The sequence below is a fragment of the Phenylobacterium sp. Root700 genome, assembly GCF_001429025.1.
Lineage (GTDB): Bacteria > Pseudomonadota > Alphaproteobacteria > Caulobacterales > Caulobacteraceae > Phenylobacterium.
Map to the genome: position 1 here is coordinate 142,560 of NZ_LMHT01000031.1, position 14,960 is coordinate 157,519.

Below are 14,960 nucleotides of genomic sequence, written 5' to 3' on the forward strand. Positions count from 1 at the left end.
TGGTTCGGCGCTGGGGCCGTAAGGAGTTGGTCGGGTTGGAGGGGCGCGGCCTCAGGCCTCGCCCACCGTGGCCCCCGCCTGACCGTCCGCCGCGTCGAGCGAGGCGTTGCGGCGGGCGATCTTTTCGGGATCAAGGAACAACCAGCAGGCCGCCGAGATGCAGGCCGCGCCGGTCATCACGTAGAGCAGGGCGTTCCAGTCGCCGGCGTGCCGCTGCAGGATGAACCCGCCCAGCACCGGAGCCACGAAGCCCGAGAAGTTGCCGAACATGTTCATCGTGGCCGCGACGGTGGCCGTGTACTTGCGGCCGATTTCCACGCAGGTGTTCCACGAGATCGGCATGGTCAGGTCGCTGAAGAAGCTGGCGAAGGCCATGCAGATCATGGCCAGGGCCACATTCTCCATCTTGGTGACCGCGAACAGCAGCACCGCGGTGCTGGCGAAGCCCAGCAGGGCGACGAGCCGGCGCGGAATCTTGACCGGCAGCATGCCGCTGATCAGCGACCCGAAACCGCCGAACAGCAGCGGCAGGACCGAGTAGCCGGCGGCCTGCACGGTGGTCAGGCTCCAGGCTTCGCGCAGATAGGTCGGCAGCCAGGTGACGTAGAAGTACCAGACGAAGGAGAAGAAGAAGTACTGGGTGACCAGCAGGAAGACTTCCGGCTTGACGAACAGCTTGAGCCAGCTGCCGCCATGGCTGTCGCCGGCCAGTTGGCGCGCGCCTTCGAGCAGCTTCAGCTCCTCGGCGTTGACGCCCTTATGGTCGGCCGGATCGTCCTTGAACCAGCTGCGGAAGGCCAGCACCCAGACCACGCCGACGACGCCGAACACCACGAACGACCAACGCCAACCGAAGGCGCTGATGGCCAGCAAAGCCAGGGGAGGCGTCACCGCGCCGCCCCAGCGGGTGCAGGCCCACATGATGGCCTGGGCCTTGACCCGCTCGCCCTGCGGCAACCAGGTGCCGAGCATCTTGGTGAGGTTCGGGAAGGCGCCGGCCTCGCCCGCGCCGAACAGGAAGCGGATCACCCACAGCGAGGTGAGGCTCCAGGCCGCCCCGGTCAGGGCCGTGAAGGCCGACCACAGGATGACGATCTGGGTGAGCACCCGGCGGACGCCGAGCTTGTCGCCCAGCGCGCCCATCGGAATTTCGAACAGGGCGTAGGAGAGGCCGAAGGCCCCGAAGATCATCCCCATCTGCACCTTGGACAGGCCAAGATCCTCGGAAATCGGGCCGGCGGCCTGCGAGATGGCCACCCGCTGGATATAGGCGATGATGGCCAGGGTGAGGGCGAAGCCCACCACCGTGTAGCGAGCGCGGGTCGGCCTCATCGGGTCGGCTCCATGTAATCGGGGCGCTTGGAAACAGCTTCCGAGGGGTGGCGGACGGCCACGTCAGGGTGTGGCGAAGCCGCCTCCTGCGCTCGAGCCGACCAGATCAATAATCCGCGCATTCTATCCCCCCGTATGGTGGCGCCTCATCGGGCTGGACGCCTCGTAAGCAGCCTATTTCTCTTGAAGTCTCCAAAACATCGCGCAGTTGAATTGGAGTCTGCTGGCACGCCGGGTTAGATTGGGCGAAAGTCGCTCAAGCGATTTCAATCCCGCTTTCCATCGGCGGCTCGATCTGTATACTAAATACGGATTGCCGAGTGTCAACGGGGCTGGGGTTCGCGGCCAGACTTTATCGACGCACGGAACATGAGCACGGATAATGGACGGGAATTCGACCCTAAACGGCCCTGAGGCCCAGCGCCCCATCGCGACGCCGACGACGCTCAAAGCCCATGTTTTCAACATGTTGCGCGAAGCGATCATCAGCGGCCGCTATAAACCGGGCGCGCGCCTCAACGAGAGCCAGCTGGCCCGCGAGTTCAACATCAGCCGGATTCCGATCCGCGAAGCGCTGATGCAGCTCCAGGAGCACGGCCTGGTGATGAACCACGAACGGCGCGGCATGTTCGTGACCGAGCTCACGGACGAAGACGTCCAAAGGATCAACAGCCTGCGCGTCGTGCTGGAGGCCGAGGCGTTGAAACTCTGCCGCGCCAACATGACCAAGCAGAACGCCGCCAAGCTCACCAATCTGGTGGAGCAGATGGAAGCCTGGGAGGACGGCGCGGAGATCGACGCGGCCGCCATCGACCTGGAGTTTCACCGCACCCTGTGGGCCCTGGCGGGCAACCCATATCTAACCAAGACCCTGGACTCGCTCTCCACCGTTCTCTTCGCCCACACGGCGCTGGAACACGTGAGCAACGAGACCATCAAGTGGCGATTGAATCACCATCGCGGCCTGCTTGATGTGGTTTTGGGAAAATCGGACGTCTCACCAGAAGACGCTGTGATCAGCCACTTGAGGGTTTCCTATGACGAGCCGGAGAAATTCTCCAGCTACGCGGCCGAACAACCGGCAGGACCCGAAGCCGATGCGCCGCGCGCCAAGCGCAAGGCCGCCGGGGTCAAGTAGCAGATCGACCAGCGTCAGACGGAGAGACCCGAAGAACAGTTGGGCGAAACGCGGGGCCGCCCAGCGGCCCTCTAATCGCCCAACCCTGGATGAGCTCATCGTTCATCCGCGCTTCATTCGGGAACACTCAAGGTTCCTGCGTATTCAGGAGGATCCAAGTGTTTCGTATCTCGCCTCGCCATCTGCTCGCCCTGACCGCCCTCGTCGGGGGCGTCGCCGCCAGTTCGGGGGCGCTCGCCGCCCCGACGCCCGGCGAGACTCTGTTCCAGCAGCGCTGTTCGGTCTGCCATGCGATCGCGCCCGGCGCGACGAAGATGGGTCCGCCGCTGAAGGGCGTGGTCGGGCGCAAGTCCGGCACGGTCGCCGGCTACGCCTACAGCCCGGCGATGAAGGCTTCGGGCCTCACCTGGAACGCGGCCACCCTCGACAAGTACCTGACCAAGCCCGCGGCCGTGGTTCCCGGCACCAAGATGATGATCGGCCTGCCCGACGCGACCCAGCGGACGGCTGTGATCACCTACCTCACAACGGCAAAATAGCACAGGCAGCAGCATGAGCACCGCCGACCTCCTGCACGGCCATCGTCGCTCCGGCGCCATGGCCCCCCCGCTTCAATCGAAGCGCGGCGCGGCGGAGTCGGCGGCGCCCGACTATCATGCGCTGGGGACCTTCTCCGAGACCTGGGCGTTCCTGGAACTGTTCCTGGACCGCTGCGTCAGCGTCATCGATTTCGACCCTGATCGGGACGCGCGCGAACCATCCAGCCTGAAGGCCAAGCTCGACGCGCTCGACACCGCGGTGCGCCTGCCTTCGCCGCTCAAGGAATTGACCGACGAGGTCACCACCCTGACCGCGGAGGTCCGCATCCTGGCCGGCAAGCGCCAGGCTGTTCTCCAGAACGTCGCCCGCGCCAGCCTCAACCGTCTGGGCATGAACCTGTTCGCGATCCCCGGCGCCACGCTGGGCGCAGGCGCCGTCGGTTCGTCGTTCGGCGACGACGAGACCATCGAGGCGCTGCATCTGAGGACCTGCGACCTGGTCCGCCGCAGCGTCCTGCTAATCGGCGCCCTGCAGGCCCGCTGCGGGCGTTAGGCGCTTAAGGACCTTCAGCCGATCTCGACGACCAGGTCCTTGGCGTCGACCATGTCGCCGGGCGCCACATGGATTTCCTTCACCACCCCGGCATGCGGGGCGTGGAGGTCGGTCTCCATCTTCATCGCCTCGATCGACAGCAGAACGTCGCCGGCCTGCAAGGCCTGGCCCTTGCGCACCGCCACCAGAGACACAGCCCCCTGGAACGGCGCCGCCACCTGCCCGGCCAGCGTCTCGTCGGCCTTGCGCCGGGCCTTGGCCTGCTTGGCCGAGCGGTTGGGCGCGCGGACGCTGCGCGGCTGGCCGTTCAGTTCGAAGAACACCTGCACCTGGCCGTCGTCATGGGTGTCGCCGATGGTCAGCAGCCGGATCACCACGGTCTTGCCGCGCTCCAGGTCGACGGTGATCTCCTCGCCCGGGTTCATGCCGTAGAAGAAGACGTCGGTGGGCAGGGCCGAGACCGGACCGTACTTGCGGCTCTGGACGCAGAACTCGGCGAAGACCTTGGGGTACATCAGGTAGGAGGCGAGCTCGCGGTCATCGAGTTGGCGACCGCAGCGCAAGGCCCCGGCCGTGCGTTCGGCGGCGAGATCGGCGGGCGCCAGCAACGAACCGGGCCGGGCCGAACCGGGCTTCTCGCCCTTCAGCGCCTTCTTCACCACCGCCGCCGGCCATCCGCCATGCGGCTGGCCTAGGTCGCCGCGCAGCATCTCCAGCACCGATTGCGGGAACGAGACATCGCGCGCGGGATTGACCACGTCGGCCGGGGTCAGCCCCTGCGACACCATCATCAGCGCCATGTCGCCGACCACCTTGGAGGACGGCGTGACCTTCACGATGTCGCCGAACATGTCGTTGGCGTCGCGATAGGCCTGGGCGACCTCGTGCCAGCGGGTTTCGAGGCCCAGCGCCCGGGCCTGCTCCTTCAGGTTGGTGAACTGCCCGCCGGGCATCTCGTGCAGATAGACCTCCGAGGCTCCCGACTTCAGGTCGCTCTCGAAGGCGGCGTACTGGTGACGCACACCCTCCCAATAGAGGCTGAGCTTGCGGATGGCGTCGGGATCTAACCCCGTGTCGCGCTCGCCGCCGCGTAGCGCCTCGACCAGCGAGCCGAGGCAGGGCTGGGAGGTGGTGCCCGACATCGGGTCCATGGCCGCGTCGAAGGCGTCGACCCCGGCCTCCACCGCCGCCAGCACGGTGGCCGATGCGATGCCGGAGGTGTCGTGGGTGTGCAGGTGGATGGGCAGCCCCACCTCCTGCTTCAGCGCCTTGACCAGCATCCGCGCCGCGCCGGGCTTCAGCAGCCCCGCCATGTCCTTGATCGCCAGGATATGACAGCCGGCCGCCTCAAGCTGCTTGGCCAGGTCGACATAATAGCCGAGCGGATATTTGGCCCGCGCCGGGTCGGTGATGTCGCCGGTGTAGCAGATCGCGCCCTCGGCCAGCTTGCCGGCCTCGCCCACGGCGTCGATGGCGACCCGCATGTTCTCGACCCAGTTGAAGCAGTCGAACACCCGGAACAGGTCGACGCCGGACTGCGCCGCCTGGCGCACGAAGAACTTCACCACATTGTCGGGATAGTTGGCGTAGCCGACCCCGTTCGCCCCGCGCAGCAGCATCTGCAGCAGCAGGTTGGGCGTGCGTTCGCGCAAGGCCGCCAGCCGCTCCCACGGGTCCTCGGTCAGGAACCGCATGGCCACGTCGAAGGTCGCCCCGCCCCAGCATTCCAGCGAGAACAGCTGCGGCATGCCCTTCGAATAGGCCCGGCCGGCCGCCACGATGTCGGCGGTGCGCATCCGCGTGGCCAGCAGCGACTGGTGGGCGTCGCGCATGGTGGTGTCGGTGACCAGCGCCCGTTGCTGAGCGGCCATCCAGCCGGCGAAGCCCTTGGGCCCCAGCCGGTCCAGCACCTGCTTGGTTCCCTCGTGAGCCGAGGGCTGGAAGATCGGCGTGGTCGGGCGCCGCGCGGCCGGGACCGGCAGGGCGCGGCCCTTGGTCTCCGGATGGCCGTTGACCGACACGTCGGCGATATAGGTCAGCAGCTTGGTCGCCCGGTCGCGGCGCGGCTTGACCTTCATCAGTTCGGGCGTGTCGTCGATGAAGCGAGTGGTGACCTCGCCGGCCTTGAACTTCGGATGGCTCAGCACCGCCTCCAGGAAGGCGAGGTTCGTCGCCACGCCGCGGATCCGGTATTCGCGCAGCGCCCGGTCCATCCGCGCCACAGTCTCTTCCGGCGTCGGCCCCCAGGCGGTCAGCTTCTCCAGCAGCGGATCGTAGAACGGCGTCACCACCGCGCCCGAATAGGCCGTGCCGCCGTCGACCCGGATGCCGAAGCCGAACGCCCCGCGATAGGCGGTGATCCGGCCATAGTCCGGGATGAAGTTGTTCTCTGGATTCTCAGTGGTGATCCGGCATTGCAGGGCGTGGCCGTTCAGCCTGATGTCGCCCTGCGGCGGCACACCGGTCTCGGCGGTGACGCCCAGCCGGCCGCCCTCGGCGATGCGGATCTGCGCCTTGACGATATCGATGCCGGTCACGACCTCGGTGACCGTGTGCTCGACCTGGATGCGCGGATTGACCTCGATGAAGTAGAAATGGCCGCTGTCGGCGTCGAGCAGGAACTCGACCGTGCCTGCGCCCACATAGTCGGTGGCCGCGCCGATCCGCAGCGCCGCGTCGCAGATCTCCTGGCGCTGGGCCTCTGACAGATAGAGCGCCGGGGACCGCTCGATGATCTTCTGGTGCCGGCGCTGGATCGAGCAGTCGCGCTCGAACAGATGGATCAGGTTCCCGTGGCTGTCGCCCAACAGCTGGACCTCGACGTGGCGCACCCGGCGGACCAGCCGCTCCAGATAGACCTCGTCCTTGCCGAACGCGGCCATGGCCTCGCGCTTGCCCAGCGAGACGGCGTCCAACAACTGGTCCTCGCCCTCGATCGGCCGCATGCCGCGCCCGCCGCCGCCCCAGGACGCCTTCAGCATCACCGGATAGCCGACCTCGGCGGCCAGCCGCTTGATCTCCGCCGGGTCGTCGGGCAGCGGCCCGGTCGCCGGGGTCACCGGCACGCCGACCGAGACGGCCACATTGCGCGCCGACACCTTGTTGCCCAGCGTGCGCATGGTCTCGGGCTTGGGGCCGATGAACAGGATGCCCGCCGCCGCGCAGGCCTCGGCCAGCTCCGGGCTCTCCGACAGCAGGCCATAGCCCGGATGGATGGCGTCGACCCCGGCGGCTGTCGCCACCCGCATGATCTCCTCGATGGAGAGATAGGCCTCGACCGCGCCCAGCCCGGCCCCGATCTGGAAGGCCTGGTCGGCCTTGAACCGATGCAGCGACAGCCGATCCTGCTCGGCGAACACCGCGACGGTGGCGATCCCCAGCTCAGTGGCGGCGCGGAAGACCCGGATGGCGATTTCGCCGCGGTTGGCGACGAGGAGGCTACGGATGGCGGTCAATTGCGAACTCTATCAATAGGTCTGCCGCCGCTCGCGCTGCAGCGCAACACGGCCCAATATTGAATTCTGTATACAGTTGATAGTCGAGCCGCAAGCAGGCTTTCGCCGCCGTTCGGGGAACGGCGGCGCTGGGTTCGGCGGTGGAAAGAGGCCTAGCTGAGCGCCTGGGCCATGCGGGCGGCGAGCTTGCGGGCCACCTCGGTCTTGGCGACCCGGTCCCAGCGCTCGATCCCGTCTGCGCTGACAATGGCCACGGCGTTGTCGTCGCCGCCCATGGTGCCGGCGATGCTGACGTCATTGGCGACGATCCAGTCGCAGCCCTTCTTGGCCAGCTTGGCCTGGGCGTAGGTCTCGACGTCGTTGGTCTCGGCTGCGAAGCCCACCACCAGCTTCGGGCGCCGGGCGCTCGCCTGCGACAGGGTCGCCAGGATGTCGGGGTTCTCGACCAGGCTGATGGTCGGCGGACCATCGGCGCCCTTCTTCATCTTGGTCCCGGCGGCGTTTTCCGGCCGCCAGTCGGAGACCGCCGCCACGCAGACGGCGATGTCGGCCGGCAAGGCGGCCTCGCAGGCGGCCAGCATCTGGCGGGCGGTCTCGACATCCACGCGGGTGACGCCGACCGGGGTCGGCACGGAGACCGGCCCGGCGACCAGGGTCACCTCGGCGCCCAGGTCGGCCAGGGCCTTGGCGATGGCGAAGCCCTGCTTGCCGCTGGAACGGTTGGTCAGCAGCCGCACCGGATCGATGGGTTCGGCGGTCGGTCCCGCCGTGACGATGGCGCGCTTGCCGGCCAGCGGCCGCGCCGCAGGGCCAGCCAGAGCGGCCAGGATCGCCTCGAAGATCACGGCCGGCTCGGCCATCCGGCCAAAGCCAAACTCGCCGCAGGCCATAGCCCCCTCGTCGGGTCCGACGAACGAGACGCCATCGCCCTTCAGGGTCGCCAGGTTGCGGCGCGTGGCGGCGTGCTCCCACATCCGCACATTCATGGCCGGCGCCATCAGCACCGGCTTGTCGGTGGCGAGCAGGGTGGTGGAGGCCAGGTCATTGGCGTGGCCGTTCGCGGCCTTGGCCATCAGGTCCGCCGTGGCCGGGACCACGACAACCAGGTCGGCCGAGCGCGACAGCTCGATATGGCCCATCTCGGCTTCGTCGGTCAGGGAGAAGAGCTCGGAATAGACCTTGTCCTCGCTGAGCGCGGCCAGCGACAGCGGAGTCACGAACTGGGCGCCCGCCAAGGTGAGGATCGGCCGCACCGCGACGCCCGCCTTGCGCAGCAACCGCGTCAGTTCCAGGGCCTTATAGGCGGCGATCCCGCCCCCGACGATCAGCAGAACCCGCTTGTCCGACAAGGCTTTCAGCCCTCCTGTGAAGGTCGCTAGGTCTAGGACAAACAGGGCGGCTGGACAAACCCCTCGATCTGTTCTTAATTTGTTCTGCAACCTGACCGGGCGAGGGAGGAAATGCGTGGCTAAGTACAAGATAGCGTTGAGCATGGGGCTGGCCTTGATCCTGGTCGCCGCCTGCGAACGCTCCTCCGCGGTCGCCCAGAAAGACGAAGCGAGCGCCCCGACGGAGCGGCGCGAGTTCGCCTCGGCGGAGTCGCCGCGCTCCGAAGACCGGGCTCAAGAGCCCGTGCGGGAACTCGACGGCGAGCCGATCTGGTCGGCCAGCCGCCGCGGCACCGCCGAGGAAAACGCCCAGCGCGCCTTCGAGCGCAACGGCGAGACGTTCGGCGCCAGGAACCTCGACGACTTCGTGCGCAAGGCCCACGCCTTCGTCGAGAACCCGCCGGCCGGGACCGAACGCGTCACCCGGCCGAACGGCGACACCCTGCTCTATGATCCCAAGGGCACCGTCTTCGCCGTGGTGACCAAGGCCGGCTCGCCGCGCACCATGTTCAAACCCGACGACGGCGCGGCCTATTGGCAGGAGCAGAAGACCAACATGGATCGACGTCAGGCCTCGCGCGGCGAGCGCAGCCGCGCCGAATGACCCGCCACGTCGTTCCCGCCAACGAACTCGACTGGGACGCCGCCTTCCGCGGTCGCCACCCCTTCAACCCGGCCTCCGAGATGAGCATGATCCGGCTAGGTGAGATGACCGGCCTCAAGCGGCTGGGCGTCAACCTGATCCGCATCCCGCCGGGCAAGGAGAGCTTCATCCCCCACGCCCACACGGTGGAGGAGGAGATGGTCTTCGTGATCGAGGGCGCCGGCGCGGTCGTGCTGGACGGCGTCTCCCACCCCATCGGCCCCGGCGATTATGTGGGTTTCCCGACCGACGGCGTGGTCCACAACCTCGTCAACACCGGGGAGAGCGACCTCCTCTACCTGACCGTCGGGGAACGCGCCCGCGCCGAGGTGGCCGACATGCCGACCATCGGCAAGACCACCATCTTCCGCAACAATCGCATGACCCTGTTCGGCCCCGACGGCATCGAGGAGCTCAGCGCCGAAGAGTGGTTCGCCAGAATGCAGATCGGCCCGCCGCCTGAGCGGTAGGGGGCCGATAGACGGGGTTAGAACAGCCAAGCCGCCAGCAGGAAGGTCAGGCCTGACACCGCCGCGCCGATGGCGAACCACGTCAAGGGCGAGCCCTTGGCCTCGGTGACGACCGCCGCCGGCTGCGGCGGGGTCTCCACCAAGCGAGCGAGGTTGCGCAGGGCCTCCAGGCCCTCGTCGGCGAAGCGCTTGGCGCGGGCGGCGGGGCCGAGTTCGCGCAGCATCCAGCGCCGCACCACCGGATCGGCGGCCCGCCAGATGTCGTGGTCCGGGTCGATACGGCGGGCGACGCCCTCGACCGTCATCATGGTCTTCTGCAACAGCACCAGCTGCGGCTGCAGGCGCATGTCGAACAGGGCGGTGATCTCGAACAGCTGGGTCAGGACGCGGCTCATCGAGACGTCGCCGGCCTTGCGGCCGAACACCGGCTCGCCCACCGCCCGCAGCGCCTGGGCGAAGGCCGAGACCGAATGGGTGCGCGGCACATAGCCGGCGTCGAAATGGGTCTGGGCGACCTTGTTGTAGTCGCGCTCCAGGAAACCCCAGAGGATCTCGGCGAGATAGCGCCGCTCGGCCGGAGCCAGCCGGCCGATGATGCCGAAGTCGACGGCGGTCACCTGGGCCGGGGCGGCCACGAACAGGTTCCCCTCGTGCAGGTCGGCGTGGAACACCCCGTGGTCCAAGGCCTGGGCCAGGAAGGCGCGGATCAGATTGTCGGCCAGGGCCGGGCGATCAAGACCGGGCAGCTCGAGCGCGGCGGCTTCCGACAGCGGCGTGCCGCTCGCCCACTCCTGGGTCAGGACCCGCTTGCCGACCCCGTCCCACACCACCTTGGGCGCGGACATGTAGCCGTCCTTGGCCATCACCTCGGCCAGTTCGTCGCCGCCGGCCGCCTCCAGCCGGAAATCGAGCTCCAGTTCGGTGGCCCGGATCACGGTGTCGGCCAGGGCGCGGGGCTCCAGCCGGCGCGCGGCGACCGACCAGCGCTCGGCGATCCGCGCCGCCAGGGTCAGCACCTCGGCGTCCTGCGCGACCCGATGCGCGATGCCGGGCCGCAGCACCTTCACCGCCACCCGGCGCCCGTCGATCAGGGTCGCGTCATGGGCCTGGGCCAGCGAGGCCGCCGCCACCGGATCGCCGAACCGCGAGAACAGCGCCTCGACCGGGCGGCCCAGGGTCGCCTCGACCTCGCGCCGCGCGACCTCGGTCGGGAAGGGTTCGAGCTTGTCCTTCAGCCGCGACAGATCCTCGGCGAAGGGGACGCCGAAAATGTCGGCGCGGGTCGAGAGCAGCTGGCCAAGCTTGATCGCCACCGGCCCCAGCTTCTCGAGCGATCGCGCCAGCCGTTCGCCTGGACGCCCATCACGGGCCTGACGGCCGGCGAAAACCTGCAGGCTCTTGGACAAGGCGCTGAGGCTGGGCGGATAGAGATCGTCCAGCTCGCGCGGCAACAGGGCGTCGTTACGCGCCAGCGACCACGCCGCCGCCGTCAGCCGTCCGAACGCCGCAAGGCTTCCCATGGACCTAGATCGCCCAGCCGTGGTGCAGGGCCGCGACGCCGCCCGTGAAGTTGGTGTAGCCGGCGCGGCTGAAACCGGCCTTCTCGATCATGTCGACAAAGGTCCGCTGATCGGGGAAGCGGCGGATGCTCTCGACCAGGTACTGGTAGCTTTCGCGGTCCTTCAGCACGACCTGGCCGATGGCCGGGATCACCTTGAAGGAATAGGCGTCATAGGCTTTGCGCAGCGCCGCCGCCGGCGGCTGCGAAAATTCCAGGCACAGGAACCGCCCGCCCGGCTTGAGCACCCGGCGCGCCTCGCGCAGGGCCGCCGAGACGTCGGTGACGTTGCGGATGCCGAACGAGATCACATAGGCGTTGGCGCAGGCGTCCGGCAGCGGCAGGTTCTGGGCGTCGCCGACGCTCCAGGTGATCTCCGGTTCGCCGCCCTTCTGGCGGCCGGCGGCGATCATCTCGGCGTTGTAGTCGATGACCATCACCGAGGCGTCCGGGCCGCCGCGACGCTCCTGAGCGCTGCGGGCCATCTTGGCGAAGCGGCGGGCCATGTCCCCGGTGCCGCCGGCGCAGTCGATGATCACCTCGCCGGGCTGGGGATTGAGCCGCGCCGCGACCGCATCCTTCCACAGCCGGTGGACGCCGCCGCTCATCAGATCGTTCATCAGGTCGTAGCGGCTGGCGACGCGGTCGAAGACCCCGCGCACCAGGCCAGGCTTTTCAGCCGGATCGACGTCGCGGAATCCGAAGGTGGCGGCAGGTCCTGTCATGAGAGGGGTATTAGCTCGCGCACGCGAGCCGCGCCAGCGGGGGAGGCGCGGGTTGTCGATCTGGTCACGCCATGCCACTTCAACAGCATGCCCGAACTTCCCGAGGTCGAAACGGTCCGGCGCGGCCTGCAGCCGGTTCTCGAAGGCCAGCGCCTGTCGCGCGTCGAGGCGCGCCGCGCCGATCTGCGCTTCCCCTTTCCCGACGGTTTCGTCCAGCGCCTGACCGGCGCGACGATCCAGCGCCTGGAGCGGCGAGCGAAATATCTGATGGCGGTGCTCGACCGCGGCGAAACCCTGGTCATGCACCTAGGGATGAGCGGCCGTTTCGAGATCGCGCGGCCGGAAGGCTCCACCCGTCCGGGCGAATTCCATTATGCGCCCGACCCCGATCCCAAGCACGCCCACGTGGTCTTCGAGACCGACGGCGGCGGCCGAGTCACCTATTACGATCCCCGGCGCTTTGGCTACATGGCGCTGATCGACACCGAAACCCTGGCCGAGCACCCCTGGTTCGCCGGCCTCGGCCCCGAACCGCTGTCGGAGGCCTTCAACGCCCAGCGGCTGATCGACGCCTTCGCCGGCCGCAAGCAGGGCCCCAAGACCCTGCTGCTGGACCAGCGGGTCGTGGCGGGCCTGGGCAACATCTATGTGTGCGAGGCCCTCAACCGGGCCAGGATCTCTCCGTTCAAGCCGGCCGGCGCCATCAAGCCCCGGCAGATCGAGCCGCTGGTGGGGATCATCCGCGACGTCCTGGGCGAAGCTATCGAGGCCGGCGGCTCCACATTGCGCGACTACGCCGCCGCCGACGGGGCGCTGGGTTACTTCCAGCACCGCTTCCGCGCCTATGACCGCGAGGGCCAGCCCTGCCTGAACGAAGGCTGCAACGGCGTCATCCATCGCGAGATTCAGGCCGGCCGCTCGACGTTCTTTTGCTCCACCTGCCAGAAGTGACCGCCGCATGTTGAAACACGCCCTGGCCGCCGTCGCCGGTCTGTTGCTCGCCGGCTGCGTCGAAACCCCGGCCCAGGCCCGTCCGCCGGTCTGGACCGTGCGCGACGCCGATTCCGAGATGGTGATCTTCGGCTCCGTCCACGTCCTGCCGCCGGGCCTGGACTGGCGGCCCGACAAGCTCAACGCGGCGCTGGCCAAGGCCGACGACCTCTGGTTCGAACTGCCCATCGACCCCGCCTCCGAGGCCAGGGTCAGCCAGCTGGCCATGAGCATGAGCCAATTGCCGGAAGGCCAGTCGCTGTCGAAGCTGCTGTCGCCGCAGAGCGCCCAGGCCTTGGCGGCCGCGGCTCAGGACCTGAACCTCAGCCTGGCGGTGCTGGACCGCTTCGAGCCCTGGTTCGCCGAGGTGATCCTGGCCACCGCCCAGTTCCGCAAGGCCGGGGCCGACGCCAGCTCCGGCGTCGAGAAATCCATCGCCGCCAACGCGCCCGCCTCGGCCCAGCGCCGCGCCTTCGAGACCCCGGAGGAGCAGATCGCCATCTTCGACGCCGCGCCGCTCTCCGAGCAGGTCGCCTCGCTGGAGGAGACCCTGCGCGAGCTGAAGTCGAACCCGGACGCCTATGACAAGCTGATCGGCCATTGGATGACCGGCGACCTCAAGGCCCTGGACGCCGATGCGCTGGGGCCGCTGCGCAAGGCCGCGCCCGGCCTCTACGCCCGACTGGTCACCGATCGGAACGACCGCTGGATCGCCGAGCTGAAGACCCGGATGGCCGGTAGCGGCTCCACCGTGGTGGTGGTCGGGGTCGGGCATCTGGTCGGTGACGACGGCCTGCCCGCCCAGCTGCGCGCGCTTGGCTATTCCGTCGAGGGGCCTTAAGCCCGGTCCGACATTTCCGACGGAGACGGCCATGAGCTACGAGACCCTGATCGTCGAGACCACTGACGGCGTGACCTTGATCCGCCTGAACCGGCCGCAGGCGCTGAACGCGCTGAACAGCCAGCTGCTCTCCGAGCTGTCGGCGGCGCTGGACGTCGCCGAGGCCGACGCCGCCGTGCGTTGCCTGGTGCTGACCGGATCGGACCGCGCCTTCGCGGCCGGGGCCGACATCAAGGAGATGTCGACCAAGACCTACGCCCAGATGTTCGAGCAGGACTTCTTCGGGGCCAGCGCCCGGCGCATCGAGCAGTTCCGCAAGCCGATCATCGCCGCGGTCAGCGGCTACGCGCTCGGCGGCGGCTGCGAGCTGGCCATGCTGTGCGACTTCATCATCGCTTCCGAGAGCGCCAAGTTCGGCCAGCCGGAGATCAATCTCGGCGTCGCGCCCGGCATCGGCGGCACCCAGCGCCTGACCCGCTTTGTCGGCAAGTCCAAGGCCATGGAGATGATCCTGACCGGCCGGATGATGGATTCCGCCGAGGCCGAGCGCTCGGGCCTGGTCTCGCGCGTGGTCGCGAACGACAAGCTGATCGAGGAGGCCATGACCGCCGCGACCAAGATCGCCGGCCAGTCGCCCCTGGCGGTGAAGATGAACAAGGAGCTGGTCGAGGCGGCCTACGAGACCACCCTGGCCACCGGCGTGGCCCTAGAGCGGCGCCTGTTCCACTCGCTGTTCGCCTTTGACGACCAGAAGGAGGGCATGGCCGCCTTCATCGAGAAACGTAAACCCGACTTCAAGGGCTCCTGACCCTTGTTCGCCAACCGCCCCGCACGGCCGACCATCAGCCTTGTGGATTAAACTCGTCGTGGGCGCATTGACCCGGAGACCCGTCTCCCGTATATCCGCGCCTCCGATTTACCCGCCCGAGCGAAGGTTCGGGCGCGACCCGTTTTGAGAGCTGACACATGGCCAATACGCCCGGCGCCAAGAAGGCGGTCCGCAAGATCGCACGCCGCACCGAAGTGAACAAAGCCCGCCGTTCGCGCGTGCGCACCTATCTGCGCAAGTTCGATGAGGCGGTCGCCGCCGGCGATCCCGCCGTCGCCAAGACCGCGTTCGTCCAGGCCGAGAGCGAGCTGATGCGCGCCGTGACCAAGGGCGTCGTCCACAAGAACACGGGCTCGCGCAAAGTGTCCCGTCTGGCCGCGCAGCTTAAGAAAATGGCTGCCGCCTGAGGTTGAAGGCCAAGCCCATGAGCTTGGCCGCTAACTTCCTGAACTACTAAGCCTTTTTGACGCACCCGCGGGTTGAAAGACCTGCGGGCGTT

Annotated in this window: 14 protein-coding genes; 9 read left to right on the plus strand and 5 right to left on the minus strand. The window is 68.1% G+C overall.

The annotated features are described in order from the left end of the window. Positions 1-51 precede the first annotated feature (51 nt). The gene (locus ASE02_RS16290) at positions 52-1,332 is read right to left on the minus strand and encodes an MFS transporter (protein WP_056735590.1); all 1,281 of its coding nucleotides are present in this window, start codon (positions 1,330-1,332) and stop codon (positions 52-54) included. A gap of 382 nt (positions 1,333-1,714) precedes the next feature. Here ASE02_RS16290 and ASE02_RS16295 point away from each other — a divergent pair, with 382 nt between their 5' ends. From ASE02_RS16295 to ASE02_RS16305, 3 genes are all read left to right on the plus strand, one after another. Further along, on the plus strand, positions 1,715-2,470 hold the full coding sequence (locus tag ASE02_RS16295) for a GntR family transcriptional regulator (protein ID WP_056735591.1): 756 nt from the start codon (positions 1,715-1,717) through the stop codon (positions 2,468-2,470). Between the two features lie 158 nt (positions 2,471-2,628). Next, positions 2,629-3,009: a cytochrome c family protein gene (locus ASE02_RS16300; RefSeq protein ID WP_235536722.1), complete on the plus strand. Its 381-nt coding sequence runs from the start codon at positions 2,629-2,631 to the stop codon at positions 3,007-3,009. Positions 3,010-3,022: 13 nt separating this feature from the next. Then, positions 3,023-3,562: a hypothetical protein gene (locus ASE02_RS16305; RefSeq protein ID WP_056735592.1), complete on the plus strand. Its 540-nt coding sequence runs from the start codon at positions 3,023-3,025 to the stop codon at positions 3,560-3,562. A 14-nt stretch (positions 3,563-3,576) separates the two neighbouring features. Here ASE02_RS16305 and pyc read toward each other — a convergent pair whose 3' ends face one another. Together pyc and coaBC are read right to left on the minus strand one after the other, a co-directional pair. After that, a complete protein-coding gene (pyc, locus tag ASE02_RS16310; RefSeq protein ID WP_056735593.1) occupies positions 3,577-7,017 on the minus strand; it encodes a pyruvate carboxylase in 3,441 nt (1,146 codons plus the stop codon). Positions 7,018-7,169: 152 nt separating this feature from the next. Beyond that, the gene (gene coaBC / locus ASE02_RS16315) at positions 7,170-8,366 is read right to left on the minus strand and encodes a bifunctional phosphopantothenoylcysteine decarboxylase/phosphopantothenate--cysteine ligase CoaBC (RefSeq protein ID WP_056735594.1); all 1,197 of its coding nucleotides are present in this window, start codon (positions 8,364-8,366) and stop codon (positions 7,170-7,172) included. Positions 8,367-8,481: 115 nt separating this feature from the next. Between coaBC and ASE02_RS16320 the strand changes: the two genes are divergently transcribed. Continuing rightward, positions 8,482-9,009 (plus strand): hypothetical protein, encoded by a 528-nt coding sequence (locus ASE02_RS16320; RefSeq protein WP_235536723.1) that lies wholly within the window; start codon positions 8,482-8,484, stop codon positions 9,007-9,009. After that, positions 9,006-9,518, plus strand: a complete 513-nt coding sequence (locus tag ASE02_RS16325; RefSeq protein ID WP_056735596.1) for a cupin domain-containing protein — start codon at positions 9,006-9,008, stop codon at positions 9,516-9,518. Before ASE02_RS16320 ends, ASE02_RS16325 begins: the two co-directional genes overlap by 4 nt. Positions 9,519-9,535: 17 nt before the next feature. Here the strand turns inward: ASE02_RS16325 and ubiB are convergent, their stop codons facing one another. Then, positions 9,536-11,038, minus strand: a complete 1,503-nt coding sequence (ubiB, locus tag ASE02_RS16330) for a 2-polyprenylphenol 6-hydroxylase (protein ID WP_056735597.1) — start codon at positions 11,036-11,038, stop codon at positions 9,536-9,538. 4 nt (positions 11,039-11,042) lie between these two features. Further along, the gene (locus tag ASE02_RS16335) at positions 11,043-11,801 is read right to left on the minus strand and encodes a class I SAM-dependent methyltransferase (RefSeq protein ID WP_056735598.1); all 759 of its coding nucleotides are present in this window, start codon (positions 11,799-11,801) and stop codon (positions 11,043-11,045) included. Between the two features lie 87 nt (positions 11,802-11,888). Between ASE02_RS16335 and mutM the strand changes: the two genes are divergently transcribed. From mutM to rpsT, 4 genes are all read left to right on the plus strand, one after another. After that, complete coding sequence (gene mutM, locus ASE02_RS16340; RefSeq protein WP_056735599.1) at positions 11,889-12,752, plus strand: bifunctional DNA-formamidopyrimidine glycosylase/DNA-(apurinic or apyrimidinic site) lyase; 864 nt, start codon at positions 11,889-11,891, stop codon at positions 12,750-12,752. 7 nt (positions 12,753-12,759) lie between these two features. Continuing rightward, positions 12,760-13,632 (plus strand): TraB/GumN family protein, encoded by an 873-nt coding sequence (locus ASE02_RS16345; RefSeq protein ID WP_056735600.1) that lies wholly within the window; start codon positions 12,760-12,762, stop codon positions 13,630-13,632. 31 nt (positions 13,633-13,663) lie between these two features. After that, positions 13,664-14,440 carry an enoyl-CoA hydratase gene (locus ASE02_RS16350; RefSeq protein ID WP_056735601.1) on the plus strand — a complete coding sequence of 259 codons (777 nt, stop codon included), beginning with the start codon at positions 13,664-13,666 and terminating at the stop codon, positions 14,438-14,440. A 158-nt stretch (positions 14,441-14,598) separates the two neighbouring features. Beyond that, positions 14,599-14,868 carry a 30S ribosomal protein S20 gene (gene rpsT, locus ASE02_RS16355; RefSeq protein WP_056735602.1) on the plus strand — a complete coding sequence of 90 codons (270 nt, stop codon included), beginning with the start codon at positions 14,599-14,601 and terminating at the stop codon, positions 14,866-14,868. Positions 14,869-14,960 lie beyond the last annotated feature (92 nt).

What these genes read in the sequence shown, in the direction of transcription:
- ASE02_RS16290 (WP_056735590.1), bottom strand. Translation starts at nt 1,332, where the DNA reads ATGAGGCCGACCCGCGCTCGCTACACGGTGGTGGGCTTCGCCCTCACC.
- ASE02_RS16295 (WP_056735591.1), top strand. Translation starts at nt 1,715, where the DNA reads ATGGACGGGAATTCGACCCTAAACGGCCCTGAGGCCCAGCGCCCCATC.
- ASE02_RS16305 (WP_056735592.1), top strand. Translation starts at nt 3,023, where the DNA reads ATGAGCACCGCCGACCTCCTGCACGGCCATCGTCGCTCCGGCGCCATG.
- ASE02_RS16325 (WP_056735596.1), top strand. Translation starts at nt 9,006, where the DNA reads ATGACCCGCCACGTCGTTCCCGCCAACGAACTCGACTGGGACGCCGCC.
- ubiB (WP_056735597.1), bottom strand. Translation starts at nt 11,038, where the DNA reads ATGGGAAGCCTTGCGGCGTTCGGACGGCTGACGGCGGCGGCGTGGTCG.
- ASE02_RS16335 (WP_056735598.1), bottom strand. Translation starts at nt 11,801, where the DNA reads ATGACAGGACCTGCCGCCACCTTCGGATTCCGCGACGTCGATCCGGCT.
- mutM (WP_056735599.1), top strand. Translation starts at nt 11,889, where the DNA reads ATGCCCGAACTTCCCGAGGTCGAAACGGTCCGGCGCGGCCTGCAGCCG.
- ASE02_RS16345 (WP_056735600.1), top strand. Translation starts at nt 12,760, where the DNA reads ATGTTGAAACACGCCCTGGCCGCCGTCGCCGGTCTGTTGCTCGCCGGC.
- ASE02_RS16350 (WP_056735601.1), top strand. Translation starts at nt 13,664, where the DNA reads ATGAGCTACGAGACCCTGATCGTCGAGACCACTGACGGCGTGACCTTG.
- rpsT (WP_056735602.1), top strand. Translation starts at nt 14,599, where the DNA reads ATGGCCAATACGCCCGGCGCCAAGAAGGCGGTCCGCAAGATCGCACGC.